The organism is Pseudomonas sp. GW821-FHT07F05, assembly GCF_059418765.1.
In genome coordinates this window covers 136,013-162,165 of record NZ_JBWKQL010000011.1, presented here as the reverse complement: position 1 = coordinate 162,165, position 26,153 = coordinate 136,013, and the positions used below count along the sequence as shown (strand labels likewise).

The 26,153-nt window shown below is 60.3% G+C and carries 25 protein-coding genes; 13 read left to right on the top strand and 12 right to left on the bottom strand.

Going from position 1 to position 26,153, the window contains the following annotated elements:
- Window positions 1-115: 115 nt before the first annotated feature.
- Window positions 116-313 (bottom strand): YbdD/YjiX family protein, encoded by a 198-nt coding sequence (locus tag AC07RO_RS20970; protein ID WP_065987541.1) that lies wholly within the window; start codon window positions 311-313, stop codon window positions 116-118.
- Window positions 314-339: 26 nt separating this feature from the next.
- Window positions 340-2,409 carry a carbon starvation CstA family protein gene (locus tag AC07RO_RS20965; RefSeq protein WP_192173254.1) on the bottom strand — a complete coding sequence of 690 codons (2,070 nt, stop codon included), beginning with the start codon at window positions 2,407-2,409 and terminating at the stop codon, window positions 340-342.
- A 153-nt stretch (window positions 2,410-2,562) separates the two neighbouring features.
- Between AC07RO_RS20965 and AC07RO_RS20960 the strand changes: the two genes are divergently transcribed.
- The gene (locus AC07RO_RS20960) at window positions 2,563-2,931 is read left to right on the top strand and encodes a PilZ domain-containing protein (RefSeq protein ID WP_495086966.1); all 369 of its coding nucleotides are present in this window, start codon (window positions 2,563-2,565) and stop codon (window positions 2,929-2,931) included.
- A gap of 12 nt (window positions 2,932-2,943) precedes the next feature.
- Here the strand turns inward: AC07RO_RS20960 and radA are convergent, their stop codons facing one another.
- The gene (gene radA / locus AC07RO_RS20955; protein WP_074888638.1) at window positions 2,944-4,311 is read right to left on the bottom strand and encodes a DNA repair protein RadA; all 1,368 of its coding nucleotides are present in this window, start codon (window positions 4,309-4,311) and stop codon (window positions 2,944-2,946) included.
- A 199-nt stretch (window positions 4,312-4,510) separates the two neighbouring features.
- On the opposite strand from radA, the gene mscL reads away from it, so the two are divergent.
- Complete coding sequence (gene mscL / locus AC07RO_RS20950) at window positions 4,511-4,960, top strand: large-conductance mechanosensitive channel protein MscL (RefSeq protein WP_133776875.1); 450 nt, start codon at window positions 4,511-4,513, stop codon at window positions 4,958-4,960.
- Between the two features lie 72 nt (window positions 4,961-5,032).
- Here mscL and AC07RO_RS20945 read toward each other — a convergent pair whose 3' ends face one another.
- Window positions 5,033-5,809, bottom strand: coding sequence for a ferredoxin--NADP reductase (locus AC07RO_RS20945; protein ID WP_495009270.1), 777 nt, complete (start codon window positions 5,807-5,809; stop codon window positions 5,033-5,035).
- 319 nt (window positions 5,810-6,128) lie between these two features.
- Between AC07RO_RS20945 and AC07RO_RS20940 the strand changes: the two genes are divergently transcribed.
- Window positions 6,129-6,377 (top strand): helix-turn-helix transcriptional regulator, encoded by a 249-nt coding sequence (locus AC07RO_RS20940; RefSeq protein WP_495086965.1) that lies wholly within the window; start codon window positions 6,129-6,131, stop codon window positions 6,375-6,377.
- 147 nt (window positions 6,378-6,524) lie between these two features.
- The gene (locus AC07RO_RS20935; RefSeq protein ID WP_495086964.1) at window positions 6,525-7,649 is read left to right on the top strand and encodes a methyltransferase; all 1,125 of its coding nucleotides are present in this window, start codon (window positions 6,525-6,527) and stop codon (window positions 7,647-7,649) included.
- A gap of 103 nt (window positions 7,650-7,752) precedes the next feature.
- On the opposite strand, the gene AC07RO_RS20930 is transcribed toward AC07RO_RS20935, so the two are convergent.
- From AC07RO_RS20930 to AC07RO_RS20895, 8 genes are all read right to left on the bottom strand, one after another.
- Window positions 7,753-7,953 (bottom strand): DUF2474 domain-containing protein, encoded by a 201-nt coding sequence (locus tag AC07RO_RS20930; RefSeq protein WP_192173261.1) that lies wholly within the window; start codon window positions 7,951-7,953, stop codon window positions 7,753-7,755.
- A gap of 57 nt (window positions 7,954-8,010) precedes the next feature.
- Window positions 8,011-9,018, bottom strand: coding sequence for a cytochrome d ubiquinol oxidase subunit II (gene cydB, locus AC07RO_RS20925; RefSeq protein WP_346629211.1), 1,008 nt, complete (start codon window positions 9,016-9,018; stop codon window positions 8,011-8,013).
- Between the two features lie 3 nt (window positions 9,019-9,021).
- Complete coding sequence (locus AC07RO_RS20920; protein ID WP_192173262.1) at window positions 9,022-10,461, bottom strand: cytochrome ubiquinol oxidase subunit I; 1,440 nt, start codon at window positions 10,459-10,461, stop codon at window positions 9,022-9,024.
- 335 nt (window positions 10,462-10,796) lie between these two features.
- Window positions 10,797-11,732: an alpha/beta hydrolase gene (locus AC07RO_RS20915; RefSeq protein WP_495086963.1), complete on the bottom strand. Its 936-nt coding sequence runs from the start codon at window positions 11,730-11,732 to the stop codon at window positions 10,797-10,799.
- Between the two features lie 39 nt (window positions 11,733-11,771).
- Window positions 11,772-12,713, bottom strand: coding sequence for a choline ABC transporter substrate-binding protein (gene choX, locus AC07RO_RS20910; RefSeq protein WP_495086962.1), 942 nt, complete (start codon window positions 12,711-12,713; stop codon window positions 11,772-11,774).
- A gap of 243 nt (window positions 12,714-12,956) precedes the next feature.
- On the bottom strand, window positions 12,957-15,125 hold the full coding sequence (locus AC07RO_RS20905) for a xanthine dehydrogenase family protein molybdopterin-binding subunit (protein WP_495086980.1): 2,169 nt from the start codon (window positions 15,123-15,125) through the stop codon (window positions 12,957-12,959).
- Between the two features lie 47 nt (window positions 15,126-15,172).
- Window positions 15,173-16,159 carry an FAD binding domain-containing protein gene (locus tag AC07RO_RS20900; protein ID WP_065987554.1) on the bottom strand — a complete coding sequence of 329 codons (987 nt, stop codon included), beginning with the start codon at window positions 16,157-16,159 and terminating at the stop codon, window positions 15,173-15,175.
- The gene (locus AC07RO_RS20895; RefSeq protein ID WP_122536674.1) at window positions 16,156-16,680 is read right to left on the bottom strand and encodes a (2Fe-2S)-binding protein; all 525 of its coding nucleotides are present in this window, start codon (window positions 16,678-16,680) and stop codon (window positions 16,156-16,158) included. The genes AC07RO_RS20900 and AC07RO_RS20895 overlap by 4 nt, the downstream gene beginning before the upstream one ends.
- Before the next feature lie 307 nt (window positions 16,681-16,987).
- Between AC07RO_RS20895 and AC07RO_RS20890 the strand changes: the two genes are divergently transcribed.
- The 9 genes from AC07RO_RS20890 (at window position 16,988) to AC07RO_RS20850 (ending at window position 26,056) form a co-directional block, all read left to right on the top strand.
- Window positions 16,988-18,280 carry an NCS2 family permease gene (locus AC07RO_RS20890; protein ID WP_192173268.1) on the top strand — a complete coding sequence of 431 codons (1,293 nt, stop codon included), beginning with the start codon at window positions 16,988-16,990 and terminating at the stop codon, window positions 18,278-18,280.
- Window positions 18,277-19,362 (top strand): tRNA (uridine(54)-C5)-methyltransferase TrmA, encoded by a 1,086-nt coding sequence (gene trmA / locus AC07RO_RS20885; RefSeq protein WP_495086961.1) that lies wholly within the window; start codon window positions 18,277-18,279, stop codon window positions 19,360-19,362. Before AC07RO_RS20890 ends, trmA begins: the two co-directional genes overlap by 4 nt.
- Before the next feature lie 377 nt (window positions 19,363-19,739).
- Window positions 19,740-21,032 (top strand): MFS transporter, encoded by a 1,293-nt coding sequence (locus AC07RO_RS20880; RefSeq protein ID WP_495086960.1) that lies wholly within the window; start codon window positions 19,740-19,742, stop codon window positions 21,030-21,032.
- Between the two features lie 247 nt (window positions 21,033-21,279).
- Window positions 21,280-21,768: an Hcp family type VI secretion system effector gene (locus AC07RO_RS20875; protein ID WP_282369722.1), complete on the top strand. Its 489-nt coding sequence runs from the start codon at window positions 21,280-21,282 to the stop codon at window positions 21,766-21,768.
- A gap of 9 nt (window positions 21,769-21,777) precedes the next feature.
- Window positions 21,778-22,740, top strand: a complete 963-nt coding sequence (locus tag AC07RO_RS20870) for a hypothetical protein (RefSeq protein WP_495086959.1) — start codon at window positions 21,778-21,780, stop codon at window positions 22,738-22,740.
- Window positions 22,730-23,089 carry a hypothetical protein gene (locus tag AC07RO_RS20865; RefSeq protein WP_192173273.1) on the top strand — a complete coding sequence of 120 codons (360 nt, stop codon included), beginning with the start codon at window positions 22,730-22,732 and terminating at the stop codon, window positions 23,087-23,089. The genes AC07RO_RS20870 and AC07RO_RS20865 overlap by 11 nt, the downstream gene beginning before the upstream one ends.
- Before the next feature lie 472 nt (window positions 23,090-23,561).
- Entirely contained in the window at window positions 23,562-23,942 is a 381-nt protein-coding gene (locus tag AC07RO_RS20860) for a hypothetical protein (protein ID WP_495086958.1), read from the top strand.
- 226 nt (window positions 23,943-24,168) lie between these two features.
- Window positions 24,169-25,062 carry a KPN_02809 family neutral zinc metallopeptidase gene (ypfJ, locus tag AC07RO_RS20855; RefSeq protein ID WP_282369729.1) on the top strand — a complete coding sequence of 298 codons (894 nt, stop codon included), beginning with the start codon at window positions 24,169-24,171 and terminating at the stop codon, window positions 25,060-25,062.
- 4 nt (window positions 25,063-25,066) lie between these two features.
- The gene (locus AC07RO_RS20850) at window positions 25,067-26,056 is read left to right on the top strand and encodes an alpha/beta hydrolase (RefSeq protein ID WP_282369731.1); all 990 of its coding nucleotides are present in this window, start codon (window positions 25,067-25,069) and stop codon (window positions 26,054-26,056) included.
- Window positions 26,057-26,153: the final 97 nt, after the last annotated feature.

Sequence of the window (26,153 nt, the reverse complement as noted above, 5' to 3'; positions counted from 1 at the left end):
CGCTGAAAAAAAACAGGAGTGAAGTTGCTGGCGATTCGAAATGTCAGTCAGTACAGCGGCGACTGAATCAGCGCATCGCGAGCAAGCTCACTCCATATGACCAAAGGTCACATCATTAGCAACACTTGGGCCCGCCCTTTCCGCCGTAACGTGCGTCTTGGCGTTCCCGAAAGAACGCCTCGTAGGACATCACCGGCTTGTCCGGGTGAGTCTTCTGCATATGCTCAACGTAGTTGTCGTAATCCGGCATGCCCACCATGAGGCGAGCGGCCTGACCGAGATACTTACCCAGGCGACTCAGATCGTTGAACATAGGCAGCTCCTCGCGTTACAGCGCACTCAGTGGGTTTCCGGGAAAGCCTGGAACGGCGATTCCTTGTCGGTACGCTCTTTCTTGACCCACGCCGCCCGACCGACCTTCAACGCATAAAACAGAATGCTCAGGACCACGAACAGGAACAGCGTGGTCAGGGTGGCGTTGGTGTACGCGTTGAAGATCACATGCTGCATCTGATCCATGGTCTTGGCCGGGGCCAGCACCTGACCGGCGTCTGCCGCCGCGCTGTATTTCTTCGCCAGCGCCAGGAAGCCTACCGCAGGGCTCGGGTCGAACAGCTTGATGAAGCCTGCGGTCACGGTGCAGATCAGCAGCCATGAAGCCGGCAGGATGGTGACCCAGACGTACTGCTGACGCTTCATTTTGATCAGCACAACCGTCGCCAGCATCAGCGCGATACCCGCGAGCATCTGGTTGGAGATACCGAACAGTGGCCACAACGTGTTGATCCCGCCCAGCGGATCGATCACGCCCTGATACAGCAGATACCCCCACAGCGCGACGCAACCACCGGTACCGATGGCGTTGGCGGTCCAGGACTCGGTGCGTTTCAGCGCAGGCACGAAACTGCCCAGCAGGTCCTGCAGCATGAAGCGGCCGGCACGGGTACCGGCATCGACTGCCGTCAGGATGAACAGCGCTTCAAACAGAATCGCGAAGTGGTACCAGAACGCCATAGTGTTCTGACCCGGGAAGGCCTGGTGCAGGATCTGCGCGATACCCACCGCCAGAGTCGGTGCCCCACCGGCACGGGCCAGCACGGTGTTTTCGCCGATGTCCTTCGCCACAGCGGTCAATTGATCCGGGGTGATGAGGAAACCCCAACTGCTGACCATCTGCGCGACCGAAGCGACGTCGGAGCCGACGATGGCCGCCGGGCTGTTCATCGCGAAGTACACGCCTGGCTCGATGACCGAGGCCGCAACCATGGCCATGATCGCCACGAACGATTCCATGAGCATGCCGCCGTAACCGATGTAACGGGCGTTGACTTCGTTATCCAGCAGCTTCGGCGTGGTGCCCGAAGAAATCAGCGCGTGGAAACCGGAGACGGCGCCACAGGCAATGGTGATGAACAGGAACGGGAACAGGGTGCCTTTCCAGACCGGACCGGTGCCGTCGGTGAACTGCGTCAGCGCAGGCATTTTCAGCTCAGGCGCAAGAATCAGGATGCCGATCGCCAGCGCGATGATGGTGCCGATTTTGAGGAACGTGGACAGGTAGTCGCGAGGCGCCAACACCAGCCAGACCGGCAGCATGGCTGCGACAAAACCGTAACCGACCAGCATCCAGGTGATCTGCACGCCGGTGAAGGTGAACATCGGCGCCCACTCAGGACTCGCTGCCACAAGACCACCGACCCAGATCGACAGCAGCAACAGCACGACGCCCACCACCGAGATCTCGCCGATACGGCCCGGGCGGATGAAGCGCATGTAGATGCCCATGAACATCGCGATCGGAATCGTCGCCATGACCGTGAACATGCCCCATGGGCTCTCGGCCAGCGCCTTGACGACGATCAGCGCCAGCACCGCGAGGATGATGATCATGATCAGGAAACAGCCGAACAACGCGATGGTGCCGGGTATGCGGCCCATTTCTTCGCGCACCATGTCGCCCAGGGAGCGACCGTTACGGCGCGTGGACAGGAACAGGATCATGAAGTCCTGAACCGCACCCGCCAGCACGACGCCGGCGATCAGCCACAGCGTGCCGGGCAGATAGCCCATCTGCGCGGCGAGCACCGGACCGACCAACGGACCGGCGCCGGCAATGGCAGCGAAGTGGTGACCGAAGAGAATGTGTTTATTGGTGGGAACGTAGTCGAGCCCGTCGTTCTTGAGCACCGCGGGGGTGGCCCGGGTCGGGTCGAGTTGCATGACCTTGGTTGCGATGAACAGGCTGTAATAGCGATAAGCGACCAGATAAATGGCCACTGCGGCGACCACAATCCAGAGTGCATTGATCGCCTCCCCGCGACGCAATGCAACCACTCCCAGAGCCCAGGCCCCAAGGATCGCAACAATCAGCCAGGGCACGTGGCGCAGCAGACCATTATTGTTTTTCATTTTTTTTGTTTCCAACTGAGTGGACTTATTGTTGTTCAGCAAGCGGAGTTTAGCGCCGCCGGAGCGAAAGGCTACCCCCACGATGGTCTAGCGCGATATTTGTCCTATAGTCAACGCAGCGGGCGCTTCAGGCGCTGAAGGAGTAGTAGCGTAATGACCGAGAACCACAATGAACGTCGTCGCTTCAAACGTGTTGCATTCGACGCGAAAACGAAACTCACACAAGGCGGCAAAACCTGGACGGTTCAGCTGATCGACCTCTCGCTCAAGGGGCTGCTGATCGAAAAGCCGTCACCCTGGGAGGGTGATCCCGATGAACGCTTCATGGTCGACATTGAGTTGCAGGACGGTATTGATGTCGTGATGGAAGTGCAGCTGACCCACGATGATCACAATCACCTGGGGTTTGTCTGCAAGCACATCGAGCTCGATTCAGTGACGCACCTGCGTCGACTGATCGAACTCAATATTGCCGATCACGATGAACTGGAGCGTGAGCTGGGCGCACTCATACATCTATAGAACGCGCTGTCCTTACTCGAACAACGCGTCCAGTGCTTGATCCAGGCGAGTCACGCCAATCACCGTCAGGCCCGGCGGCGACTCTTTCGGGGCGTTGCCCTTGGGCACGATGGCGCGTTTGAAGCCGTGCTTGGCCGCTTCCTTGAGTCGCTCCTGACCGCTCGGCACAGGGCGCACTTCGCCGGACAAGCCTACTTCGCCAAACACCAGCAAGTCTCCCGGCAGCGCCCGGTTGCGCAGGCTGGACATGACGGCGGCCATCAAGGCCAGGTCGGAAGCGGTTTCCAGCACTTTCACCCCGCCCACGACGTTGAGAAACACATCCTGGTCATGGGTAGGGATGCCGCCGTGGCGGTGCAGTACCGCCAGCAGCATGGCCAGCCGGTTTTGATCCAGCCCCAAGGTCACGCGACGCGGGTTGGAAAGGTGGCTGTCATCGACCAGCGCCTGCACTTCGACCAGCATCGGCCGGGTGCCCTCCCATGTGGCCATGACCACGCTGCCCGCGACTTCTTCCTGCGCACGTGTGAGAAAGATCGCCGAGGGGTTCGAGACTTCTTTCAGGCCTTTGTCGGTCATGCCGAAGACGCCCAATTCGTTGACGGCGCCGAAGCGATTTTTGACCGCACGCAGCAAACGCAGGCGGCCATCGGACTCGCCTTCGAAATACAGCACGGTATCGACCATGTGCTCCAGCACCCGAGGCCCGGCCAGCGCGCCTTCTTTGGTGACGTGGCCGACCAGAAAGATCGCGGTGCCGCTCTGCTTGGCGTATCGCACCAGCAACGCGGCACTCTCGCGAACCTGGGATACGCCGCCGGGCGCTGATTGCAGTTGTTCGGTGAAGATAGTCTGAATCGAATCGATCACCATGACCTTCGGCTGCTCGATGCGCGCCGTGGCAATGATGGTTTCGATGCAGGTCTCGGTCATGACCCGCAGTTTGTCCTGGGGCAAGCCAAGCCGACGGGCGCGCATCGCGACCTGCTGCTGCGACTCTTCGCCAGTGACGTACAGCGCCGGCATGCGCTCGGCGATGGCGCAGAGGGTCTGCAACAGAATGGTCGATTTGCCGATGCCGGGGTCGCCGCCAATCAACACCACAGAGCCATCCACCAGGCCGCCGCCGAGAACGCGGTCCAGCTCAGTGGAGTTGGTGGAAAAACGCGGGATTTCTTCAACACTGACTTCCGCCAAGGTTTTGATCTGCGCCTGCTGGCCGGTCCAGCCGGAACGACCGCTGGGCGCAGCCGCCGTACTGTTGTCGATCACGGTTTCAACGAGGGTATTCCAGGCACCGCATTCGCTGCACTGGCCGGCCCATTTGGGAAACGTCGAACCGCACTCGGTGCAGCCGTACATGCGTTTGGCCTTGGCCATGACACCCCCGATGTAAAAAGAGGGCAATCATACCCGATGCGTCAAACCGTCGGTGGCAGCGCCATCGGGCACGCACGCTTTTGGAGGATTAAATAAAACTAACCGGGACGGACCCGGTCGATTGCATGGATTAAGCGAGATGCAGGTAGCTGACTTACACTGCATTTACCACTCTCATCTGTAACAAAGGAATACACCCATGAGCGTACTAAGCGAGTTCAAAGCCTTTGCCGTAAAAGGAAACGTCGTCGACATGGCCGTCGGTATCATCATCGGCGCGGCATTCGGCAAGATCGTTTCGTCGTTCGTCGGCGATGTAATCATGCCGCCCCTCGGGTTGCTGATCGGCGGCGTGGACTTCAGTGATTTGGCCATCATGCTGCGGCCTGCTGAAGGGACTGCACCTGCGGTGGTGCTGGCCTACGGCAAGTTCATTCAGACCGTGATCGACTTCATCATTGTCGCGTTCGCCATCTTCATGGGCGTCAAGGCGATCAACCGCCTGAAACGCGAAGAGGCCAAAGCACCGACCCTGCCGCCAACCCCGTCCAAGGAAGAGCTGCTGCTGGGCGAAATCCGCGACCTGCTGAAAGAGCAAAACAACAAGCCGGCTGCGCCACTGCCAGTGACGCCTGACCGGTTCGTTTAACGCCGGTCATAACATGTGGGAGTGAGCTTGCTCGTTCCCACATGTGTCTTACGATCACACCGCAGTATCAACTTACCAGTAATTCTCCACCGCGATCTGTCCCGGCTTGCGCGTCAACGCCAGGCGCATGTCACGGGTTTTCAGTACCGCGCGGGTGTCCTCGATCATCTGCGGATTGCCGCAGATCATCACCCGTGAGTGCTCGGGTGTCAGCGCGACGCCGGCCGCCTTCTCCAACTCACCGTTTTCGATCAGCGTGGTAATCCGTCCGTTGAGCGCACCGGGATGCGGCTCCCGCGTCACCGTTGCGATGAATCTGAACTTGTGCGCGTACTCGACCAGGTATTCGCGCTGGGTCAGCTCGGCGATGAGCTGCTGGTAGGCCAGTTCCCGGGACTCGCGGACGCTGTACACCAGAATGATGCGCTCGAATTTTTCCCAGACCTCGAAGTCCTGCAGGATCGACAGGAACGGCGCAACGCCGGTCCCTGTGGATAACATCCAGAGGTCGCGACCATCGGTGAAGCGATCAAGGGTCAGGTAACCCACCGCCTGTTTTTCCACCATCAGCGTGTCGCCCTGACGAAGCCGGCTCAGCTCGCTGGTGAATTCGCCGTTGGGCACCACAATGGAGAAGAACTCGAGGAATTCATCGAAGGGCGAAGACACCACCGAGTACGCCCGCCACACCGTCGTACCATCGGGCTTGGTCACGCCCAGACGGGCGAACTGTCCTGCCGTGAAGCGGAAACCGGGATCGCGGGTGGTGCGAAAGGTAAAGAGACTGGGAGTCAGCGGCGTAACGTCCAGCAGCGTTTGCCGGGTGAATTTCTCTGCACTGGCAGTCATGGGGCGCTCCTGGCTCCTGTCTCACAAAAAGGGTGATCAGTGTCCCGCAAACCCGCCGTGATAAACACCACCGGTTTGTAGTGATATCCGCAACGACTGATGCGATTTTTAGAGCATTTCGCTATCGGCGTTATCGCCAGGTGATTCATGCAGACGTACACAATCGTCCTAAACTTATGATTCCCTTAGCTTTTCCAGATCGTGTCTGCAGCTAATCGGGGCGGTACTTCGACGCGACCACGAACCGCGCTCCATCCCGGGCCGTAATTGTTTCCTAGACTTCGATCAGGACGATCAAGACTGAGCATGGAGGCACACGATGGGTATTCGGAAGCTGGGGGAAGACTGCACGACGAACGCGGAGACGCTCGCCTACAAGGGCCTGACGATCAGAGAGGTAGAGGTACTGAAGTGGTCCGCGACTGGCAAGACGGCGGCAGAAGTCGCGTTGATCCTGGATGTCACAGCGCGCACCGTTAACTTCCACGTTGGCAAAGCCATCCAGAAGATCGGCGCCTGCAACAAGATGTCGGCAGTGGTCCAGGCAACGAAAGATGGGGTGATCTAGGCACAAGGTGAGGCGGGGGAGAAAAGCCCGGTGCGCGCGGGCAAAAACACGTAAAATCGCCGGCTTTGCGAACCTGGACACGCCGGCGCAGGTGTAACTGCCGCCGATACGCCGGTCGCGCCATCAACGACTGGAACTGCTCCGCCCATGCCGCTGCTTACCACCCCGTTTGCCCAGCTCGACCTGATCCGCCAGCCGGAGCAGTCGGATGAGCCCTTGCAGGCCTTCGATGCTGCCGACGAGTACCTGCTCAACCATGTCGCTGAACAGGGCGTGACGCTGCAAACGCGGGTGCTGGTGCTCAACGACAGTTTCGGCGCGCTCGCAGCGAGCCTTGCGCCCCATGCCACGGTGGTCAGCAGCACGGATTCGTACCTCAGCGCTCAGGCCCTGGAAAAGAACCTGGTGCGCAATGGCCTGACCTACGACGCGGTGCCGGTGATGCCGGCGAGCGCGCCGTTGACCGGTCCCTTCGACTGGGTGCTGATTCGCGTACCCAAAACCCTCGCCTTGCTGGAAGAGCAGCTGATTCGTTTGCAGGGCCAATTGGCCCCGAACGCCAGAGTCGTCGCTGCCGGCATGATCAAGCACCTGCCACGCTCCGCCGGGGAGCTGATGGAAGAGTACATCGGCCCGGTGCAGGCATCGCTAGCGGTAAAAAAGGCGCGGCTGCTGTTTTGCACGCCTGAAGCCAAAACCGTGCAGCCCTCGCCCTACCCCACCCATTACACGCTGGACGAGCCGAAGATCGAGTTGATCAACCACGCCAACGTGTTCTGCCGCGACAGTCTGGACATCGGCACCCGCGCCTTCCTGCCGTACTTGCCCAAGGGCCTGGGCTCAGCGCGGGTCGCCGATCTGGGTTGCGGCAATGGCGTGCTCGCCATCGCCAGCGCGCTGGAAAACCCCGACGCCCATTACACGCTGGTGGACGAGTCATTCATGGCGGTGCAGTCGGCGCAGGAGAACTGGGCGTTGGCCTTCGGCGAGCGCCCGGCGGTGATTCACGCAGGTGACGGGCTGGCGGCGCAGGAGCCCGATTCGCTGGACGTCATCCTGTGCAATCCGCCGTTTCACCAGCAGCAAGTGGTCGGCGATTTCCTCGCCTGGCGGATGTTCCAGCAGGCGCGCTCGGCACTGGTCACCGGCGGCGCGCTGTATATCGTCGGCAACCGGCACTTGGGCTATCACAGCAAACTGGCACGGTTGTTCAGGGGCGTGGAGCAAGTGGCGGCGACGCCGAAATTCGTGATCCTCAAGGCGCGTAAGTAGAAACCTCTTCGCGAGCAAACTCGCTCCCACAGTGTTGCAGCAACGCCAACATGACCGCACAAAAAACCCCGCCGAAGCGGGTTTTTTATTGAGCGAGCATCACTCAGTGGGACTTCATGCCTGCCGCTGTCATGAACATGCGCAGCAGCATGGCGACCACGAAGAGGGCCAGCACGCTGCCGGTCCAGATGACCACTAGCCAGCCGATGCGCTGCCACAGTGGCTTGCCCTGCGCTGGATCAACCTCGCGCCTGTGCTCATCCTGATTCCGGGCTTCGTGCTGAACAGATTCTTTAACCGACATCGCTAAACCCTCTTCTCCCGCAGTGGGGCCCCGAGGAGAAACCGGGGCCATTACCTGCTAGTGATAGCCGTGTTCGTGGGTGACTTTGCCGCGGAATACGTAGTAACTCCAGAACGTGTAACCCAGGATCAGCGGAATGATGAACAGCGTACCGACCAGCATGAAACCCTGACTCTGTGGCGGCGATGCCGCTGCCCAGATCGACACAGTCGGCGGAATGATGTTCGGCCACAGGCTGATGCCCAGCCCGCTGTAGCCGAGGAAGATCAACACCAGCGTCAGCAGGAACGGTGCGTAGTTGGCATTGCGCGCCACCGCTTTGAACAGGCCGTACATCGTCAGCATGACCAGCGCCGGCACCGGCATGAACCACAACAGGTTAGGCAGGCTGAACCAGCGATCGGCAATGGCTTGGTGGGCCAGCGGCGTCCACAGGCTGACGATGGCCATGACCACCAGCGTGGCCAGGGCCAAAGGGCGTGCCAGATCGTGCATGGCTTTCTGCAGCGGCCCCTCGGTTTTCATGATCAGCCAGGTGCAGCCGAGCAAGGCATAGGCCACGATCAGCGCCAGACCACAGAAGATCGAGAACGGCGTCAGCCAGTCCAGCCCGCCTCCGGCATAGGCACGGTCGACCACGGAAATGCCGTCGATGTACGCGCCCAGTGCCACGCCCTGGAAGAACGTCGCCACCAGCGAACCGCCGATGAACGCCTTGTCCCACAGGTGCCGCTTGACGTCGGTGGCCTTGAAGCGGAACTCGAATGCAACGCCGCGGAAGATCAGCCCGAACAGCATGAAGATCAGCGGCAGATACAGCGCCTCAAGCACGACCGAGTAGGCCAGCGGGAAGGCGCCGAACAAGCCGGCCCCGCCCAGCACCAGCCAGGTCTCGTTGCCGTCCCAGACCGGCGCGACGGTGTTCATCATCACGTCGCGGTCGGTCTTGTCCTTCATGAACGGGAACAGTATCCCGATGCCCAGATCGAAGCCGTCCATGATGACGTACATCATGACGCCGAAGATGATGATCACGGCCCAGATCAGTGGAAGATCGATACCCATGGCTCAGTTCCCCTCAGTCAGGCTGTCTTTGCGGTGGTCCGTGCTGCTTTCATCAGCAGCAGAGAGAGGACGCGCCGGAGTGCGTTTCTGCCCAGGTCCGCCATGTGCCGGAGTATCCCCTTCGTGGGTTTTAGGCCCTTTGCGTACCAGACGCATCATGTAGCCGAAGCCTGTGCCGAACAGCAGGAAATACACCACGACGAACAACACCAGCGTGATGCTCAGCTGCTCAACGCTGTGGCGGGACGCCGCATTGGCAGTACGCATCAGCCCATAGACCACCCACGGCTGACGCCCGATTTCGGTGGTGAACCAGCCCGCCAGCATGGCGATCAGACCGGCCGGCCCCATGCACATGACCAGACGCAAGAACCAGCGATTGGTGTACAGCCCGCCGCGCCAGCGCAGCCAGGCGCTCCACAGACCGACCGCGATCATCAGCATGCCCAGCGCCACCATGACGCGGAACGACCAGAACACGATCAGCGAATTCGGACGGTCCTCCGGCGGGAAGGACTTCAGCGCCGGAATCTGCTTGTCCAGGCTGTGGGTCAGGATCAGGCTGCCCAGGTACGGAATCTCGACGGCGTACTTGGTGCGCTCCTCCTTCATGTCCGGGATGCCGAAGAGGATCAGCGGGGTCGGCTCGTCGCCGACGTTTTCCCAGTGACCTTCGATGGCGGCGATCTTGGCCGGCTGGTGCTCCAGGGTGTTCAAGCCGTGAGCGTCGCCCACCATTGCCTGAATCGGCGCAACGATCAACGCCATCCACATGGCCATGGACAGCATTCTGCGAATCGCCGGGTTGTCGCGGCCACGCAGCAGATGCCAGGCCGCCGAGGCGCCGACGAAGAACGCCGTTGCGACAAAGGCAGCGATTGCCATGTGCGTCAGTCGATACGGGAACGACGGGTTGAAGATCACCGCGAACCAGTCCACCGGAATCACCCGGCCATCGACGATCTCGAAGCCCTGGGGGGTTTGCATCCAGCTGTTGGAAGCCAGAATCCAGAAGGTCGAAATCAGTGTGCCGACGGCCACCATCGAAGTGGCGAAGAAGTGCAGGCCGCGACCGACGCGGTTCCAGCCGAACAGCATGACGCCGAGAAAACCCGCTTCGAGGAAGAATGCGGTGAGCACTTCATAGGTCAGCAGCGGCCCGGTGACCGCGCCGGCGAAATCGGAGAAGCGGCTCCAGTTGGTACCGAACTCATACGCCATGACCAGACCCGAAACCACACCCATGCCGAAGTTGACGGCAAAGATCTTCGACCAGAAGTGATAAAGGTCGCGGTAGGTGTTGTCATGGGTTTTCAGCCACAAGCCTTCGAGCACCGCAAGGAAGCTCGCCAGACCAATGGTGATGGCAGGGAAAAGAATGTGAAATGAAACGGTGAACGCAAACTGGATTCGGGCGAGATCGAGCGCCTCTAAGCCGAACATAGGTCTTCCTCTATCAGGTGGAACTGGCTTCAGACTCAGGGCCTTCAGCGACTGCCCCCGGTGTATTGAGTACGAGGTGTGGCGTTTGTTCTCTTGGATTCGTGCTCAGGTCGGCGACCGGGGGATGCGTCAGGCGGCCAGTTCGATCAATACAGTTCAGAGCATTGATCCAGGTCAGCTGACAGTGAAAGAGTAGTCCCATTTCGGCACTTGCTCTGCGTGGTCTTTTGTCGCGTGGCGAGTTGACTCACCCGCCAGGGCGGTGCAGTTGGCGGGAAGCAGAACAGGGTGCGTGGAATTGCAGCGCAGCACTGAAAAAGCCCGAGTAGAAGGTCCTACAACGGATCGCGAATAAAGCCCATCAGCGCAGAAATCAGTCGCTGATAAAGCGCGTCGACTTCCGGCACTTGGCCTTTGGCCCTGAGGCTACCGTGAAGCAGCCCGAGACCGGGATCGAACTCGGTGCGCACGCCCGCTTCACGCAGCGCGCGCTCGTAGGCAACACCGTCGTCACGCAACGGGTCGAACTGCGCGACGGCAATAAACGCAGGCGCCAGGTCATGGAAATCAGCTGCGTGGAGCGGACGGGCGTAGGCCGATTGTTCGTCCGGCGCCATGTACAACTGCTGGTAGAACCCCAGCTCATCGGTGGAAAGAAGCGGTGCATCCGCGCATTCACGGCGCGAGGGCAGATCGTTGTCGCCCCCGAGTTCGGGGTAGATCAGCGCCTGCCCGACCGGCTGACGCTCACCGGAATCGCGCAGCGCCAGACACACCGCAGCGGCGAGATTGCCACCGGCGCTGTCCCCGGCAATGGCGATGCGACGCGGGTCGATGTCCAGCCGCTGCGCCTGAATCTGCAAGGCGTGCCAGACCGCCAGGCAGTCACCGAATCCTGCGGGAAACGGGTGTTCGGGCGCCAGCCGGTAATCCACGGCGACGACCACGGCGTTGAGGTCGGCCGCCAGGGCTGCGGTCAGAAAGTCATGGGAATCCAGATCGCCGACCACCCAGCCGCCGCCGTGGATATACATCACGCACGGCGCCGGGTGTTCGAGGGACAGCCGCCGAGGTCGGTAACTGCGCACCGCCACCCCGCCGAGGGCAAAATCCCTGACATCGAGATTCGCCGGACGGGCGGGTGTGAACGCTTCGCTCATCCGCGCATACGCACGGCGCTGCTCGTTGATATCCTCCGACGCGCTGCTGAAGCTCAGCGTTTTGGTCACGAACGCCGACATCTCGGGTGACAACGGGTAAGACGTGGGCATTGGCTGCTCCAGCCCGAGCCCTTGGCCAGGCCTGTTGATTTACTTGTTCACCGCCACTTGCACGGCGGCCGCTGCATCCTTGCCATCGAAGGTGGTCACGCCATCCAGCCAGCGCTTCATGTCTTCAGGATGATCCTTGAGCCACTGGCGGGCAACGTCGTTCGGCGCCTTGCGGTCCATGATCGGCACCATCATCTGGCTTTCCTGAGCGGCGGTGAACTTCAGGTTGCTCATCAGCTTGCTGACGTTCGGGCAACGAGCCGCGTAATCGGGCGCCGTCACCACTGAAACGGTCGCCGCGCCTTCGCCCGGGCCGAACACGTCTTCGCTGCCGGTCAGGTAGGCGATCTTCATATTGATGTTCATCGGGTGCGGGGTCCAGCCGACGAATACCACCCATTCGTTACGCTTGATCGCGCGCTGCACCGCCGCGAGCATGCCGGCTTCGCCCGACTCGACCAACTGGAAGCCGCCGAGGCCGAACTGGTTCTTCTCGATCATGCCCTTGATGTTGGCGTTGGCACCGGTGCCGGGCTCGATGCCGTAGATCTTGCCGCCGAGCTTGTCCTTGAATCTGGCGATATCGCCGAAGGTTTTCAGCCCGCCCGACGCCACATAGTCTGGCACCGCCAGCGTTGCCTGGGCATCGCTCATGCTGGGCACGTCGAGCACCTTGACCTGATTGGCCGCCACAAAGGGCGCGATGTTCTTGTCCATCGCCGGTTTCCAGTAACCCATGAAGACGTCGAGTCGATCGTCACGCAGACCTCCGAAGACGATTTGCTGGGCGGCGCTGGTCTGTTTCACGTCGTACCCCATGTTCTGCAGCAGCACTTCGGCGACAGCGCTGGTGGCGACGACGTCCGTCCAGTTGACCACACCCATGCGCACGTTCTGGCATTTGGCGGGTTCCGCCGCCAGCAGGACGGTGCTGCTCAGCATCAACACAGCGCAACTGAAATGACGAATAAATGACTTCATGGGTGCTCCTCGGGTCGGCTCGTTATTTTATTCAGCTCTTTTCGGCAGTTTTTCAAGGCTTGAAGACCCGCGGCAATTCGATGGCTGCCGCGTCGATGCAAGGTACGCAGCAGGCCTGAGCATCAAGCGCACCAGCGCGACCTGTGCTTGCACTGGGGCGACATTGAATGAAGGGGGTTCAGCAGCAGATGACCGTTCCCACGCAGCGCGTGGGAACGGTCAGGCTACAAGGTCCGGCGTGGGTTAAAGCACTTTATCCAGCGTAATCGGGAATTCCCGAACACGCTTGCCCGTGGCGTGGAAGATGGCATTGGCGATGGCAGAAGCCACGCCGACGATGCCGATCTCGCCTACACCCTTGGAGCCCAGATCATTGACGATGTCGTCGTTCTCTTCCACGAACAACACGTCGATCTCACCGATGTCGGCGTTCACCGGGATGTGGTACTCGGCCAGGCTATGGTTCATGAAGCGCCCGAGATGGTGGTCGGTCTGGCTCTCTTCCTGCAACGCCTGACCAATGCCCCAGACCACGCCGCCGAGGATCTGGCTGCGCGCGGTTTTCGGGTTGACCACGCGGCCCGCCGCGACTGCGTCCACCACACGATTAACGCGAATGGTGCCCAGGTCTTCGTCCACCAACACTTCGACGAACACCGCCGAGTGAGTCGCCGTCGAATAGCCTTCGCGCTTGTCGTCAGGCTTGGCGTCGATTTGCACTTCCAGCGTCTCGTGGGACGACTCGCGGACGATGTCGGCATAGGCAAAACGCTGATCGTCGATGAGCAGATAACCGTCGCCGTAACCGACGTCGGCCATGTCCACCACCGCGTATTGCGGATGCGCCATTCGCACGGCGTCGAGCAACTTGGCGCGCAAAGCACGGCAGGCCTGCTGCACGGCAGTACCCACGGACGACACGGTGAACGAGCCACCCTGCAACGGCGACGTCGGCAGCGAAGAATCACCCAGCACGAAGGTAACGTCGTCCGGATTCACACCGGCGGCTTCGGCGGCGATCTGAGTCATGACCGTGTACGTGCCGGTGCCGATGTCAGTGGTGGCACTGCTGACGGTGATCTTGCCGCTGCTGTCGATACTGGCTTTGGCGCTGGCCGGCATTTGCATGGCTTCCCACACACCGCCGGCCATGCCCCAACCTACCAGCTGACGGCCCTGACGCATGCTGCGCGGCTCGGGGTTACGCTTGTTCCAGCCGAAGCGCTCGGCGCCCTGCTCGTAACAGGCCAGCAGTTCCTTGCTTGAATACGGCTTGCCTTCGTTGCCGTTGCTGTCGGCAAAGTTGACGATCCGCAGCTGCACCGGGTCGATGCCGGCCGCAATGGCCAGCTCGTCCATGGCGCATTCCAGCGCGACCATGCCGGAAGCGGCGCCCGGTGCGCGCATGTCCAGCGGCGTGTAAACGTCCAGCGGCGCCAGCTTGTAGCTCAACTGCACGTTGTCGCACTGATAGAGCATGCCGCTCCATTCAACGACGTGCTCGGTGAAGTCTTCGAAACGCGAGGTCTGGCCGATCGCGTCGTGGGCAATCGCTGTCAGCTTGCCGTCTTTGGCAGCGCCCAGGCGCATGTGCTGAAGGGTCTGGGGGCGATAGCCGAACGTGAACATCTGCTGGCGGGTCAGCGTCAGGCGTACCGAGCGCTGAAGTTTCAGCGCTGCCATCACGGCCAGTGGCAACTGGTATTGCGGGCGCAGGCCGGAGCCGAACGCGCCACCGACGAAGGCCGCGAGGACGCGAATCTTCTCTTTCTCCAGGCCGAATACGCTGTGCAGGTAGTCCTGGCAGTTCTGCGTGCCCTGGGTTTTATCGTGAATCTCCAGGCTGCCGTCGGCCTTGTAAAACACCGTCGACGCGTGGGGCTCCATCGGGTTGTGGTGCTCGTTGGGCGTGCTGTAGTGGGTGTCGACAGTCACTGTGGCCTGGGCGAATGCGCCTGAAAAATCCCCGCGCGGCTTTGGCGTTTCCGCCGGCGCGGTGTGGGCGTCACTCTGGCCGACGCTGAGGTCGGTCTGGTGCGAATCGGTTTCGTATTCGATGCGCACGAGGGAACCGGCATGCCGCGCCAGCTCAAGGGTGTCCGCCACCACCAGCGCCAGGGGCTGGCCGCTGTAGAGCACGCGGTCGTTGTAGAACGGCCGAAACGGTGAGCCTTCCGCAGAGTCGGCGTCCTGATAGTCCTCGTCATAACTGGCGATGTGCGGGCGGTTGGTGTGATCGATGACCGCCACCACGCCGGGCACCGCCAGCGCCTGGGAGGCATCAATGCTGACAACCCGGCCGGAGGCGATAGTGCTGGAAACCACGCTGCCGTGCAGCAACCCGGCCTCTGGGTACTCACCGGCATACCGGGCCTGGCCGGTGACTTTCAGGCGTCCGTCGACGCGGTCCATCGGTTGGCCCAGCGCGGAGCTTCCCTGGATTGGTGTGTTGGCGTTCATTAAACAGTCCCTCCCAAGGTGGCGTCGCTCAAGGCGCGAACGATCGCGCGGCGGGCCAGCTTGATCTTGAAAGCGTTGTGCGCCAGCGGCTGAGCGTCGCGCAGCATCGCGTCGGCAGCAGCAACGAAGTTTTCCCGCGAGACCGGCTGACCCTTGAGCGACTGCTCGACGGCCGTGTCGCGCCAAGGCTTGTGTGCCACGCCACCCAAGGCGATGCGCACATCACGAATGACGTCGCCATCGAGTTCGACGGCAGCGGCCACCGAGATCAGGGCAAAGGCGTAAGACGCGCGGTCACGGATCTTCAAATAGTGGCTGTGCTGCTGGAAACGCGGCGCAGGCAGTTCGACAGCCGTAATCAGTTCATCGTCGGCCAGCTGGTTGTCGCGCTGGGGCGCATCCCCCGGCAAGCGGTGGAAGTCGGCAAACTCGATGACCCGCGCACCGGCACGCCCTTGAACGTGCACGCGGGCTTCGAGCGCAGCCAAGGCCACGCACATGTCCGACGGGTGCGTCGCGACGCAGGCATCACTGGCACCAAGGATCGCGTGGATGCGGTTCAGACCTTCTTTAGCCGGGCAACCCGTGCCAGGCTCGCGCTTGTTGCACGGCACGGTTGAGTCGTAGAAGTAGTAGCAGCGGGTACGCTGCAACAGGTTGCCGCCGGTGCTCGCCATGTTACGCAATTGCGGCGAGGCGCCCGCCAGAATGGCTTGAGACAACAATGGGTAGTCACGTTCGATCAGCGGGTGCCACGCCAGATCAGCGTTGCTCACCAGCGCGCCGATCATCAGGCCGCCGCTGTCGGTTGCGCGAACGTCTTTGAGCGGCAGCCCAGTGATGTCGATCAAGTGCTCGGGACGGGCGATGTTTTCTTTCATCAAATCCAGCAGGTTCGTACCGCCAGCGATGAAACGGCTGGCAGGGCCTGCAAGATTGACCGCCTGTGCGATGTCGGACGGTTTGCTGTAGCTGAAGGGATTCATTGGCCGCGCCCTCCCTGATCCGGTGCGGCATTCATTGATGGCAAGACTTCAACCACTGCCGCACGGATGTTGCTGTAGGCGCCGCAACGGCACAGGTTGCCGCTCATCAGTTCTTTCACTTCGTCATCGGTGCTGGCGCGGCCTTCGTTGGCCAGGCCCACTGCCGAGCAGATCTGCCCGGGCGTGCAGTAGCCGCACTGAAACGCGTCGTGTTTGATGAACGCTTGTTGCATCGGGTGCAGGGTGTCGCCGTTGGCCAGCCCTTCGATCGTGGTCAGCTCGGCGCCGTCACACATGATCGCCAGGGTCAGGCACGCATTGATGCGTTTGCCGTCACGCAGCACGGTGCATGCACCGCATTGGCCGTGGTCACAGCCCTTTTTGGTGCCGACCAGATCGAGCTGCTCGCGCAGCAGATCCAGCAGCGTGGTCCAGGGCTGTACGTCCACTTGTCGGGTCTGGCCGTTCAACGTCAGGGCGATGGAATGCCCTGCGAACGCCTGTTCATTGGTTGCACTCATGGGAAGCCTCACGGTAGGTACTCGATCAGCGCAGTGATCTGCGTCTTAAGGGGTACGACTTGTGTGGTTTCGGAAACGTTCAGGGTTTATGACGGGCGTTTTGACGCAGCGCAGCGCCGGCTTGGCGCAAGGCCGATCCGGACATTTGCAATCCGGCGACAAGCGCCAGGCCCCATCGCCCGGAGCTGCTGGTATGATGCGCGGCTTTTTGCAACTGGCAGAATTTGTGCAAGCCGTTTCGGTGAGCAGTGCTTTGCTGTTTCAGTCGACTACATAAATGACGCGGAGCGTCACCGGGGAGCCTTAAATGCTGGAGCGGTTGTTTCAACTCAGGGCACATAACACCAATGTGCGCACCGAAATTCTGGCCGGGGTCACGACCTTTCTGGCCATGGCCTACATCCTGTTCGTGAACCCGAGCATCCTTGGCGAGACCGGCATGGACAAGGGCGCGATCTTCGTCGCCACCTGTCTGGCCGCGGCCATCGGTTCCACCGTAATGGGCCTTATCGCCAACTACCCGATCGCCCTCGCGCCGGGCATGGGCCTGAACGCCTTCTTCACCTACACCGTCGTGCTGCACATGGGCCACACCTGGCAAGTGGCGCTGGGCGCGGTGTTCATTTCGGCAGTGATGTTTTTCCTGCTGTCGATCTTCCGCATCCGCGAATGGATCATCAACAGCATCCCGCTGCCGTTGCGCTCGGCCATCGCCGCGGGTATCGGTCTGTTCCTGGCGCTGATTGCGCTGCACAACGCCGGTATCGTGGTCAGCAACCCTGCCACGATGGTCGGCCTGGGCGATCTGGCCAAACCGGCACCGATCCTCGCCGCCCTGGGCTTCGCGCTGATCGTGGCGCTGGAAGCTTTGAAAGTGCGGGGCGCCGTGCTGATAGGCATTCTGGCCGTGACCATCATCTCGATCGTAATGGGCTTCTCGCCGTTTGGCGGCGTGGTGTCGATGCCGCCTTCACTGGCGCCGACCTTCCTGCAGCTGGATATTCCGGGCGCACTGAACATCGGTCTGGTCAGCGTGATTTTCTCCTTCCTGTTCGTCGACCTGTTCGACAACTCCGGCACTCTGATCGGCGTCGCCAAGCGCGCGGGCCTGATGGGCAAGGACGGCCACATGCCGAAAATGGGCCGTGCGCTGATCGCCGACAGCACCGCCGCGATGGCGGGCTCTCTGCTGGGCACGTCGACCACCACCAGTTACATCGAATCGGCGGCGGGCGTGAGCGCCGGTGGCCGGACCGGTCTGACGGCCATCGTGGTTGCCGTGCTGTTTCTGCTGGCGCTGTTTTTCGCTCCGCTGGCCGGCAGCGTTCCGGCATTCGCCACCGCCCCGGCCCTGCTGTTCGTGGCCGTGTTGATGACCTCCGGCCTTGCCGAAATCAACTGGGACGACATCACTGAAGCGGCACCGGTGGTGATCACCGCGCTGGCCATGCCGTTCACCTATTCGATCGCCAACGGCATCGCCTTTGGCTTCATTTCCTGGACCGTGATCAAGCTGTTGTCGGGCCGGGGCCGCGAGCTGAATTCGGCACTGGTCGTGCTGTCGATTCTGTTCGTGATCAAGCTGGGCTTTTATCCATGAGTTCTACGTTCGACCCTGCAAACTACACCGCTCAGCTCGATGAAAAGGCCGCGCGCCTGCGCGAGCTGCTGGCGCCTTTCGAGGCGCCGGAACCTCAGGTTTTCGACTCGCCGCGCGAGCACTACCGCCTGCGCGCCGAGTTCCGCCTATGGCGCGACGATGGCAAGCGTCACTACGCCATGTTCGCGCCGGGCGACAAACACACGCCGATTCTGATCAACGACTTCCCCATCGCCAGCCAGCAGATCAACACGCTGATGCCGGTGCTGCGGGAGCGTTGGGAAGCCAGCAAGCCGCTCAATCACAAGCTGTTTCAGGTGGATTTTCTGACCACGCTGGCCGGCGACGGCATGATCACGCTGTGCTATCACCGCCCGCTGGATGAAGCCTGGCAAGTCGAGGCCGAGCAATTGGCGGCTGATCTGAAGGTCAGCGTGATCGGCCGTTCGAAGGGGCAGCGTCTGGTGATCGGTCGCGATTACGTGACCGAACACCTGGAAGTCGCCGGCCGGACCTTCAGTTATCGCCAGCCGGAGGGCGCGTTCACCCAGCCCAACGGCACGGTGAACCAGAAAATGCTGAGCTGGGCGTATGACGCGCTGGGCGACCGCGACGATGATTTGCTGGAGCTGTATTGCGGCAACGGCAACTTCACGCTGCCGTTGGCGACCCGCGTGCGCAAGGTGCTGGCGACCGAGATCAGCAAGACCTCGGTCAACGCGGCGCTGAGTAACCTGGCTGACAACGCGGTGGATAACGTGTCGCTGGTGCGCCTTTCGGCGGAAGAGCTGACCGAAGCGCTGAATGAGGTGCGCCCGTTCCGTCGTCTGTCCGGCGTCGATCTGAAGAGCTACGACTTCGGCAGCGTGTTCGTCGACCCACCCCGCGCCGGCATAGACCCGGACACCTGCGAGCTGACGCGACGTTTCGAACGCATTCTGTACATCTCGTGCAACCCGGAAACCCTGGCCGCAAACATCGCCCAACTGCACGACACCCACCGGGTCGAGCGCTGCGCGCTGTTTGATCAGTTCCCGTATACCCATCACATGGAGTCGGGGGTTTTGCTGGTTCGCCGGTAAACCTTAGGTACTTTAAGATATGCCCGGTCGTCCAGATCCCGCGATGTCGGGCATTTAATAAAGTCCCTGTGGGAGTGAGCTTGCTCACGAAGACGGCGTGCGGTCCGCTGAAGATTTGACGGATGTACCGACCTATTCGCGAGCAAGCTCGCTCCCACAGTTCATTTGGCAGTGGTTAAGAATGGGCCGGATGAACAAAAGTGATCTTCCCAATGGGGCTTGGACCCAGCGCACTCCTACTCGATCCGCCGCCGCTTTCTCATGCGCACGCAGCATATCCCTCACCACCCATCATTAAATTCCTGACAGCTAGCGGCGAACTGCGTCAGACCGGTGTATAACTCTCGGCCGTCTCTCGCTTCGATGGATGCCTAGCCTTGAGCTCCGAATCGCCCGCCCCGTCCTCTGAATCCTCCGCTAAAAGCGCCCTGCGACTGCCCGGCTTTTTCGCCTTCCTGACCGCGCGTCTCGCTGCCGTTTTCGCCATGCAAATTCAGGCGGTCGTGGTCGCCTGGCAGGTCTACGACATGACCCGCAGCCCGATCTCCCTGGCGTATGTGGGCCTGGCGCAGTTCATTCCCATGCTGCTGTTGTTGATGCCGGCCGGCGATCTGATCGACCGCTACGATCGCAAGATGATCCTGACCATCAGTTGGTCCGTGCAAGCGGTGTGCAGCCTGATACTGATGCTGTTCTCGGTCACGCACCATCAGGATACGCGGCTTATTTACGCCACTCTGGCGCTTTTCGGTTGCGCGCGGGCGTTCACCGGGCCGGCGTTGCAGAGCCTGCTGCCGCAAGTCGTCCCCCGCGAAAAACTCGCCTCGGCCATCGCCACCAACAGCATGATCATGCGCATTGCCACCATCGCCGGGCCTCTGGTCGGCGGCGGTTTATATGCAGCGGGCGGCGGCGGATTGACCTACTCGGTGTGCATGGCCAGCTTCATCGCTGGCGTGCTGTTACTGATCCGTGTGCCGGTGCTCTATGCCGGCAAGAAGCAGATCCTCGAGTCCACGGCCTGGAAGCGCTTCACCGCCGGCATCGCGTTCATTCGATCGCGGCCGATCATCCTCGGCACCATTTCCCTCGACCTGTTCGCCGTGCTGCTCGGTGGCGTCGTGGCGCTGCTGCCGATTTATGCCCACGAAGTGCTGCACCTGGGCCCCCAAGGCCTAGGCGCGCTGCGCAGCGCGATGAGTCTGGGGGAGGTCAGCACCGGTCTGTACCTGAGCTTCCGGCCTTTTGATCGACACGTCGGTCTGGTCATGTTCATCGCCGTCGCGGTGTTCGGTATCGCCAATCTGGTGTTCGCCCTGTCGACGCTGTTCTGGCTGTCGCTGCTGGCGTTGATGATCGCCGGTGCGGCGGACATGGTCAGCGTCTACATTCGCTCCACATTGGTGCAGTTCTCAACGCCAGACGACATGCGCGGGCGGGTAAACGCCGTGAATATGTTGTTCATTGGCTCGTCCAACGAACTGGGCGAATTCCGCGCCGGCAGCAGCGCAGCGCTCTGGGGTGCCGTGCCCGCCGCGATCATCGGCGGCCTGTGCACACTGGGTGTCGTGGGCGCCTGGATGGTGGGTTTCAAGGCCTTGCGCCAGGTCAACCACTTTGCCGACGCCTCGCCGGTCGAAACCACCGAGAAGCAGACGGCGCGGGTTTGATGTAAGCCGTCATGAGTATGTGCTGCTGGCGCGTACCCTCTGCGCGCCACGCGAATACGGCGATTTCCAGCCCCTTTTGAACAACTACTGCGACGAACATCACCCGTTACGGAATCTTCCGTAAGACGGGCTATGGCTCCAGCGTAGGACCGATCCGAATCGTACTTTTGCCCCCCCTCTTGACGCTTCAAAGCCAGGAATACGCTCCCTATCCTTGCTGCATCTGAACTCAGCAAGGACATGCAGCATGGCATTTGACGGATTCATCAAGCTGGACGGGATAGACGGCGAGTCGCTGGATGAGCGCAACAAGGGCTGGATCGAAATCGTGGCCTACGACTTCGGCGTCAGCCAAAGCACTTCGGCCACCGCCAGCTCGAACGGTGGCGCAGGCTCGGGTCGGGCCAGCCTCAGCGACTTCAGCTTCAGCAAGCGCCTGGACAAATCCAGCGCTTCGTTGTTTGAAGCGAGTTGCGCGGGTACGCACATAAAGGACCTGACCTTGTGTCTGTACCGGGCCGGTGGAGACAAGTTGAAGTACTACGAAGTGCGCCTCGAAGAAGTGATCATTTCTGACTTCAGCCAAAGCGGTGAAAGCGGCGAGCCCCTGGAACACGTGCAAATCAACTTCGGCCGCGTTCGCATTCTGTACACCCAGCAGAAACGCAGCGACGGGGCGGCAGCCGGCAACGTCACCGGCGGCTGGGACCGCATCGCTAACAAGCGCTTTAGCTGAGGACTGCGAATGTCCAAGCCCTACGCTTTTATCAATGACCGCATACAGACCTACTTCACACTCAAGAACCGGGTGGGCGGGGGTGCGAAGTTCGACGTGCTGAACGCGCACATTCGAAACGTTGTGGTGATGCCGGGCCAGCTGGTGATTGTCAGCGACGGTTCCAACGGCACTCTCACGGCGGAAGAGACAGAGCTGATGAACCTCGCTCGGAACGTCCATCGGCAAGTGAAAGGCGCAGGCAGCCAGCTCATCGAGAACTATGACCTGCTGCAGAACATGCTCAGTTATGGATCGCTGGGTATTGGCGCTGCCACCGGGAGTTGGGGCAAGCACCTGGAGGGGGTGAAGAAAACTCTGGAAGAGATCGAGCGGCTTTACAAACTGTCGCTGGCGCGCGGAACACCCATTGCCCGGCAGGAGTTCATCAACCAGCGGCGAGCGCTGTTCGCCACGCTTGATAAGCAACTGGAAGGCATTGCTCGCTGGGGTACCGGGCTACGGAAAAAGGGCCCGCTTAAGAAGATGCTGGGGTTGTCGACCAAGAGTTATCTGCACACAGGTGAGATCCAGGGATATGCGGCGCGGGTCGGGAAGATCGCCAAGGTGGCGAAGTTGTTGAAGCATGGGACAGCAATTGGGATCGGGCTGAACTTAGCATCTACCGCGCTTGAGATTAAGGAAGCCTGCTCGACCGGAAGGGAGGATATTTGCACGCGAGCGAAATTCGTCGAAGGCGTGAAACTGGTGGGTAATGTCAGCGGCGGCTCCTTAGGCGGAACGCTAGGTGGCACAGCGGCGGCTACTGCATGCTTCGCGGTATTGGGTCCAACAAGCGGCCCGGTGGCACTTGCCTGTTTGATCGTGGGCGCAGTTGCTGGAGGGTATGGAGGTGGGTTGGCAGGTGAGAAAAGCGGAGAGTTCATAGGAACCAAACTTTATGAATGGAGCCCGCACACTAATGATGATTGAGAAAGTCTGGTGGGTGATGGCGGTGTTTGGAAGCATATTCGTCAATATCATCATAATGATTTACTTCCAGCTAAATAAGTTAACCGCCATGGAGGAACTGCTATCAGACGTAAAACTCGTGCAGTGGAACAAAAGCGTGTGGGGCGGGGGCCTCATTGGCAGGCAGATGAGGCTGAATGGATTAGCGATGATTATCATCATGCATAAGCTTATGTGCAGGCGGGGTGAGATACCTCCCGATGCAGATAAGCGGTTGTCTTCGGCGCTCAGGCTTCAACTTCAGGCGCTCTATTTTTTCTCGTATGCAAACGGCGCCGCTTTAGCTTGGGTTTATTTCTCCCTAGACTGAACAAGCTTGACAGTGCTCTGCGAGACCTTTTGACCCTCATTAGGTAAGAAATTTGGAGCTGCTTCACCAATGCACTACTTAATCGGCCTACTTTCACTGGCAATGTCCTTTTGGATGTTTGCGACCATCTTGACGATGACAATTTTTTGCTGCAGAAAGATAGTAATAATTGAAAGCTATCTGAATGACTGCAGATGCATATCTGATGCTCGAAGGATGTGGGGCGACGGCATTATCGGAAGACAGATGCGTATGAACATGGTGACTGTCGTCCTTACTTTTCCGAATTTGATGTACCTCCGTGGAGATATTTCAAAAGATGCAAACTTAAGAGTGCCACCAGATTTAAGGGTCTGGATACTCTGGCTCTACATCAATCTAAATACAGTATTTGCATGCATGATCGGGCTTTATGCCTTTATCACAGCACAGTGAGAGAAGTGAAAGAAATGACCGACGAATATCTCTATGAATGGGCGCAGTAATGGTAGATATCCCTACCGGACTACTGGCACTCATTTTGACAGTGATCACGGCCTTGCATCTCGCCGGCTACTACATCTTCTTCTACATCAACTTGGAAAAAATCGAAAACTACCTATGCGATATTGAAATGTTTTCATTGAACAGAGATTTCTACGGAGACAGCCTTTTCGGACGAAGAATGAGGGAAACCTTTGTAATGCTGGTCGCAGTCGCACCTGAAATCTTCTGGAGGCAGGAGCGCATTCCCAGGAAAAAACTTCTCAAACTGCCTCCCTTACTGCTGTGGGGAGTGCGGATAATTTATGGCTCGATGATTCTTATCGGCGTGAGTAGCGGACTGCTCTACTATTTTCGCGCGCCTCATTAACGCACTCACAGGGCGCTGCCTTGGCATGGGTCTACTTCTGCGCAGGTTGAAAAACACAAATAAGGTTCCAAGCTGCCACCCCCCACCAAGCAGCTCTGCAGGTGAGCAATACGTCTGAAGAACCGATTCGCGAACTATTCCCCCTCCCCTCCTCTCTTAGTCCAGCAGACCAGACGACGCACGCACGCCGTCTACACTTCCCACACGACCAAAAGAGGATTCCCCCATGCTATGGAAAAAAGGACGTCGCAGTGACAACGTCGTGGACGCACGCGGCGATTCCGGGGGTGGCGGTGGCGGCGGGATGCGCATTGGCGGCAAGGGTCTGGGGCTTGGCGGGATCGTGATCATTGTCGCGATCGGTCTGCTGACCGGGCAGGACCCGATGCGAATTCTGGGCGAGATTACCGGCCAGATGGGTTCGGAGCAGACCGCAGCGGTCAATCCGCAAACGCGCCAGGCGCCACCGGCCAATGACGAGCAGGCCGACTTCGTGCGCGCGATCCTGGGCGATACCGAGGACACGTGGCAGCAGGTGTTCCAGCAAATGGGGAGCCAGTACAAGGCGCCGACCCTGATTCTGTTCAGTGGCCGGGTGCAATCGGCGTGCGGCTCGGCGTCTTCGGCGAGCGGCCCGTTCTATTGCCCGGCTGACCAGCGCGTGTACCTGGACATGGAGTTTTTCCGTGAAATGAGTCAGCGCTTCAAGGCGGCGGGAGATTTCGCTCAGGCGTACGTGATTGCTCACGAAGTTGGCCATCATGTGCAGACCTTACTGGGGGTTTCGGCTAAAGTTGACGCCGCCCGCCAACGCGGCATGAAAATGGAAGGTGACAACGGTTTGCTGGTGCGTCAGGAGCTGCAAGCTGACTGCCTGGCAGGCGTTTGGGCCAACAACGCACAAAAGCGTTTGAACTGGCTGGAGCCGGGTGATATTGAAGAGGCGCTGAACGCCGCCAATGCCATTGGCGACGACCGCTTGCAGCAACAGGGTCAGGGCCGGGTCGTGCCGGACTCGTTTACCCACGGCACTTCTGCCCAGCGGGTCCGCTGGTTCAAGACAGGTTTTGCCCAGGGACAAATCAACCAATGCGATACGTTCGCCGCCAAGAGCCTCTGATCACATGATGAAACCGCTTTCGATCCTGTTGTTGGGCACCCTGATGAGCCTCAATGCTCATGCGGCGGATCAGGCGGTTAAAGCCATCAGCCCCGACCGGCTGCAGATCAACGGAACGACCCAGGCCACCCTCGGCCTGAGTCAGAACTGGGTTCGTCCCAGCCCGCAGGTCCAGCGGGTGGTCATTGTTTTCCACGGTCGGCTGCGTAACGCGCAAACCTACCTGCGCAGTGTCGAGCGCGCAGCCAACCAGTCCAGGCAGCGATCGAAAACCCTGCTGATCGCGCCGCAGTTTCTCGACGAAAAGGACATCGCAGAACACCGCCTGCCTGAGTCGGTACTTCGCTGGCACACCAATGACTGGATGGCGGGCGAGAAGTCACTGGGCCCCAAGCCGGTCAGCTCCTTTGTGGTCATCGACCACATCCTCAAGCGTCTGAGCGACAGTAAGCTGTTCCCCAACCTGAAGGAAATCGTAATCGCGGGCCATTCCGGCGGTGCGCAGGTGGTGCAGCGCTACGCGATGATTGGTGGCAAGGAAGATGCCTTGCTGAAGAAGGAAGGCATCAAGCTGCGCTATGTGATCGCCAACCCATCCTCTTATGCCTATTTCGACGCAACGCGGCCTGTGCCGGTTGATGCGGCGAGCTGCCCGACTTTCGACACCTGGAAGTACGGTCTGAACAAGCTGCCCGCTTACGCCGGCAAGGAAACACCCGCCGAGCTTGAGGCCGCATACGTGAAGCGGGACATTACTTATCTGTTGGGCGAGCTGGACACCGATCCGGAGCACCCGGCGCTGGACAAGGATTGTGGCGCGGAAGCTCAGGGGCCTCAGCGCCTGGCCCGGGGTCACAACTATTTCGATTACCTGACCAAGCGCCACCCGGAAGGCTTGAATCAGCGTCTGGTGGAAGTGAAAAACGTCGGGCACAACGGCGATGCGATCTTCACTTCGCCTGAAGGGCAGACGGCGTTGTTCAAGGCGAATTGATATCCGCGCGTTTGGTAGGACTGGTTTCGGCCGGGAAGAGGCCAGCATGTGCAGCGTCAATGTTGCGGTGTAGCGCCAGACGCCTTCCCGGCTGAAG

Excerpts from the sequence above, each read along its gene's own strand:
- AC07RO_RS20970 (WP_065987541.1), bottom strand. The coding sequence starts at position 313 with ATGTTCAACGATCTGAGTCGCCTGGGTAAGTATCTCGGTCAGGCCGCT.
- AC07RO_RS20965 (WP_192173254.1), bottom strand. The coding sequence starts at position 2,409 with ATGAAAAACAATAATGGTCTGCTGCGCCACGTGCCCTGGCTGATTGTT.
- AC07RO_RS20960 (WP_495086966.1), top strand. The coding sequence starts at position 2,563 with ATGACCGAGAACCACAATGAACGTCGTCGCTTCAAACGTGTTGCATTC.
- radA (WP_074888638.1), bottom strand. The coding sequence starts at position 4,311 with ATGGCCAAGGCCAAACGCATGTACGGCTGCACCGAGTGCGGTTCGACG.
- mscL (WP_133776875.1), top strand. The coding sequence starts at position 4,511 with ATGAGCGTACTAAGCGAGTTCAAAGCCTTTGCCGTAAAAGGAAACGTC.
- AC07RO_RS20945 (WP_495009270.1), bottom strand. The coding sequence starts at position 5,809 with ATGACTGCCAGTGCAGAGAAATTCACCCGGCAAACGCTGCTGGACGTT.
- AC07RO_RS20940 (WP_495086965.1), top strand. The coding sequence starts at position 6,129 with ATGGGTATTCGGAAGCTGGGGGAAGACTGCACGACGAACGCGGAGACG.
- AC07RO_RS20935 (WP_495086964.1), top strand. The coding sequence starts at position 6,525 with ATGCCGCTGCTTACCACCCCGTTTGCCCAGCTCGACCTGATCCGCCAG.
- AC07RO_RS20930 (WP_192173261.1), bottom strand. The coding sequence starts at position 7,953 with ATGTCGGTTAAAGAATCTGTTCAGCACGAAGCCCGGAATCAGGATGAG.
- cydB (WP_346629211.1), bottom strand. The coding sequence starts at position 9,018 with ATGGGTATCGATCTTCCACTGATCTGGGCCGTGATCATCATCTTCGGC.
- AC07RO_RS20920 (WP_192173262.1), bottom strand. The coding sequence starts at position 10,461 with ATGTTCGGCTTAGAGGCGCTCGATCTCGCCCGAATCCAGTTTGCGTTC.
- AC07RO_RS20915 (WP_495086963.1), bottom strand. The coding sequence starts at position 11,732 with ATGCCCACGTCTTACCCGTTGTCACCCGAGATGTCGGCGTTCGTGACC.
- choX (WP_495086962.1), bottom strand. The coding sequence starts at position 12,713 with ATGAAGTCATTTATTCGTCATTTCAGTTGCGCTGTGTTGATGCTGAGC.
- AC07RO_RS20905 (WP_495086980.1), bottom strand. The coding sequence starts at position 15,125 with ATGGACCGCGTCGACGGACGCCTGAAAGTCACCGGCCAGGCCCGGTAT.
- AC07RO_RS20900 (WP_065987554.1), bottom strand. The coding sequence starts at position 16,159 with ATGAATCCCTTCAGCTACAGCAAACCGTCCGACATCGCACAGGCGGTC.
- AC07RO_RS20895 (WP_122536674.1), bottom strand. The coding sequence starts at position 16,680 with ATGAGTGCAACCAATGAACAGGCGTTCGCAGGGCATTCCATCGCCCTG.
- AC07RO_RS20890 (WP_192173268.1), top strand. The coding sequence starts at position 16,988 with ATGCTGGAGCGGTTGTTTCAACTCAGGGCACATAACACCAATGTGCGC.
- trmA (WP_495086961.1), top strand. The coding sequence starts at position 18,277 with ATGAGTTCTACGTTCGACCCTGCAAACTACACCGCTCAGCTCGATGAA.
- AC07RO_RS20875 (WP_282369722.1), top strand. The coding sequence starts at position 21,280 with ATGGCATTTGACGGATTCATCAAGCTGGACGGGATAGACGGCGAGTCG.
- AC07RO_RS20870 (WP_495086959.1), top strand. The coding sequence starts at position 21,778 with ATGTCCAAGCCCTACGCTTTTATCAATGACCGCATACAGACCTACTTC.
- AC07RO_RS20865 (WP_192173273.1), top strand. The coding sequence starts at position 22,730 with ATGATGATTGAGAAAGTCTGGTGGGTGATGGCGGTGTTTGGAAGCATA.
- AC07RO_RS20860 (WP_495086958.1), top strand. The coding sequence starts at position 23,562 with ATGGGCGCAGTAATGGTAGATATCCCTACCGGACTACTGGCACTCATT.
- ypfJ (WP_282369729.1), top strand. The coding sequence starts at position 24,169 with ATGCTATGGAAAAAAGGACGTCGCAGTGACAACGTCGTGGACGCACGC.
- AC07RO_RS20850 (WP_282369731.1), top strand. The coding sequence starts at position 25,067 with ATGATGAAACCGCTTTCGATCCTGTTGTTGGGCACCCTGATGAGCCTC.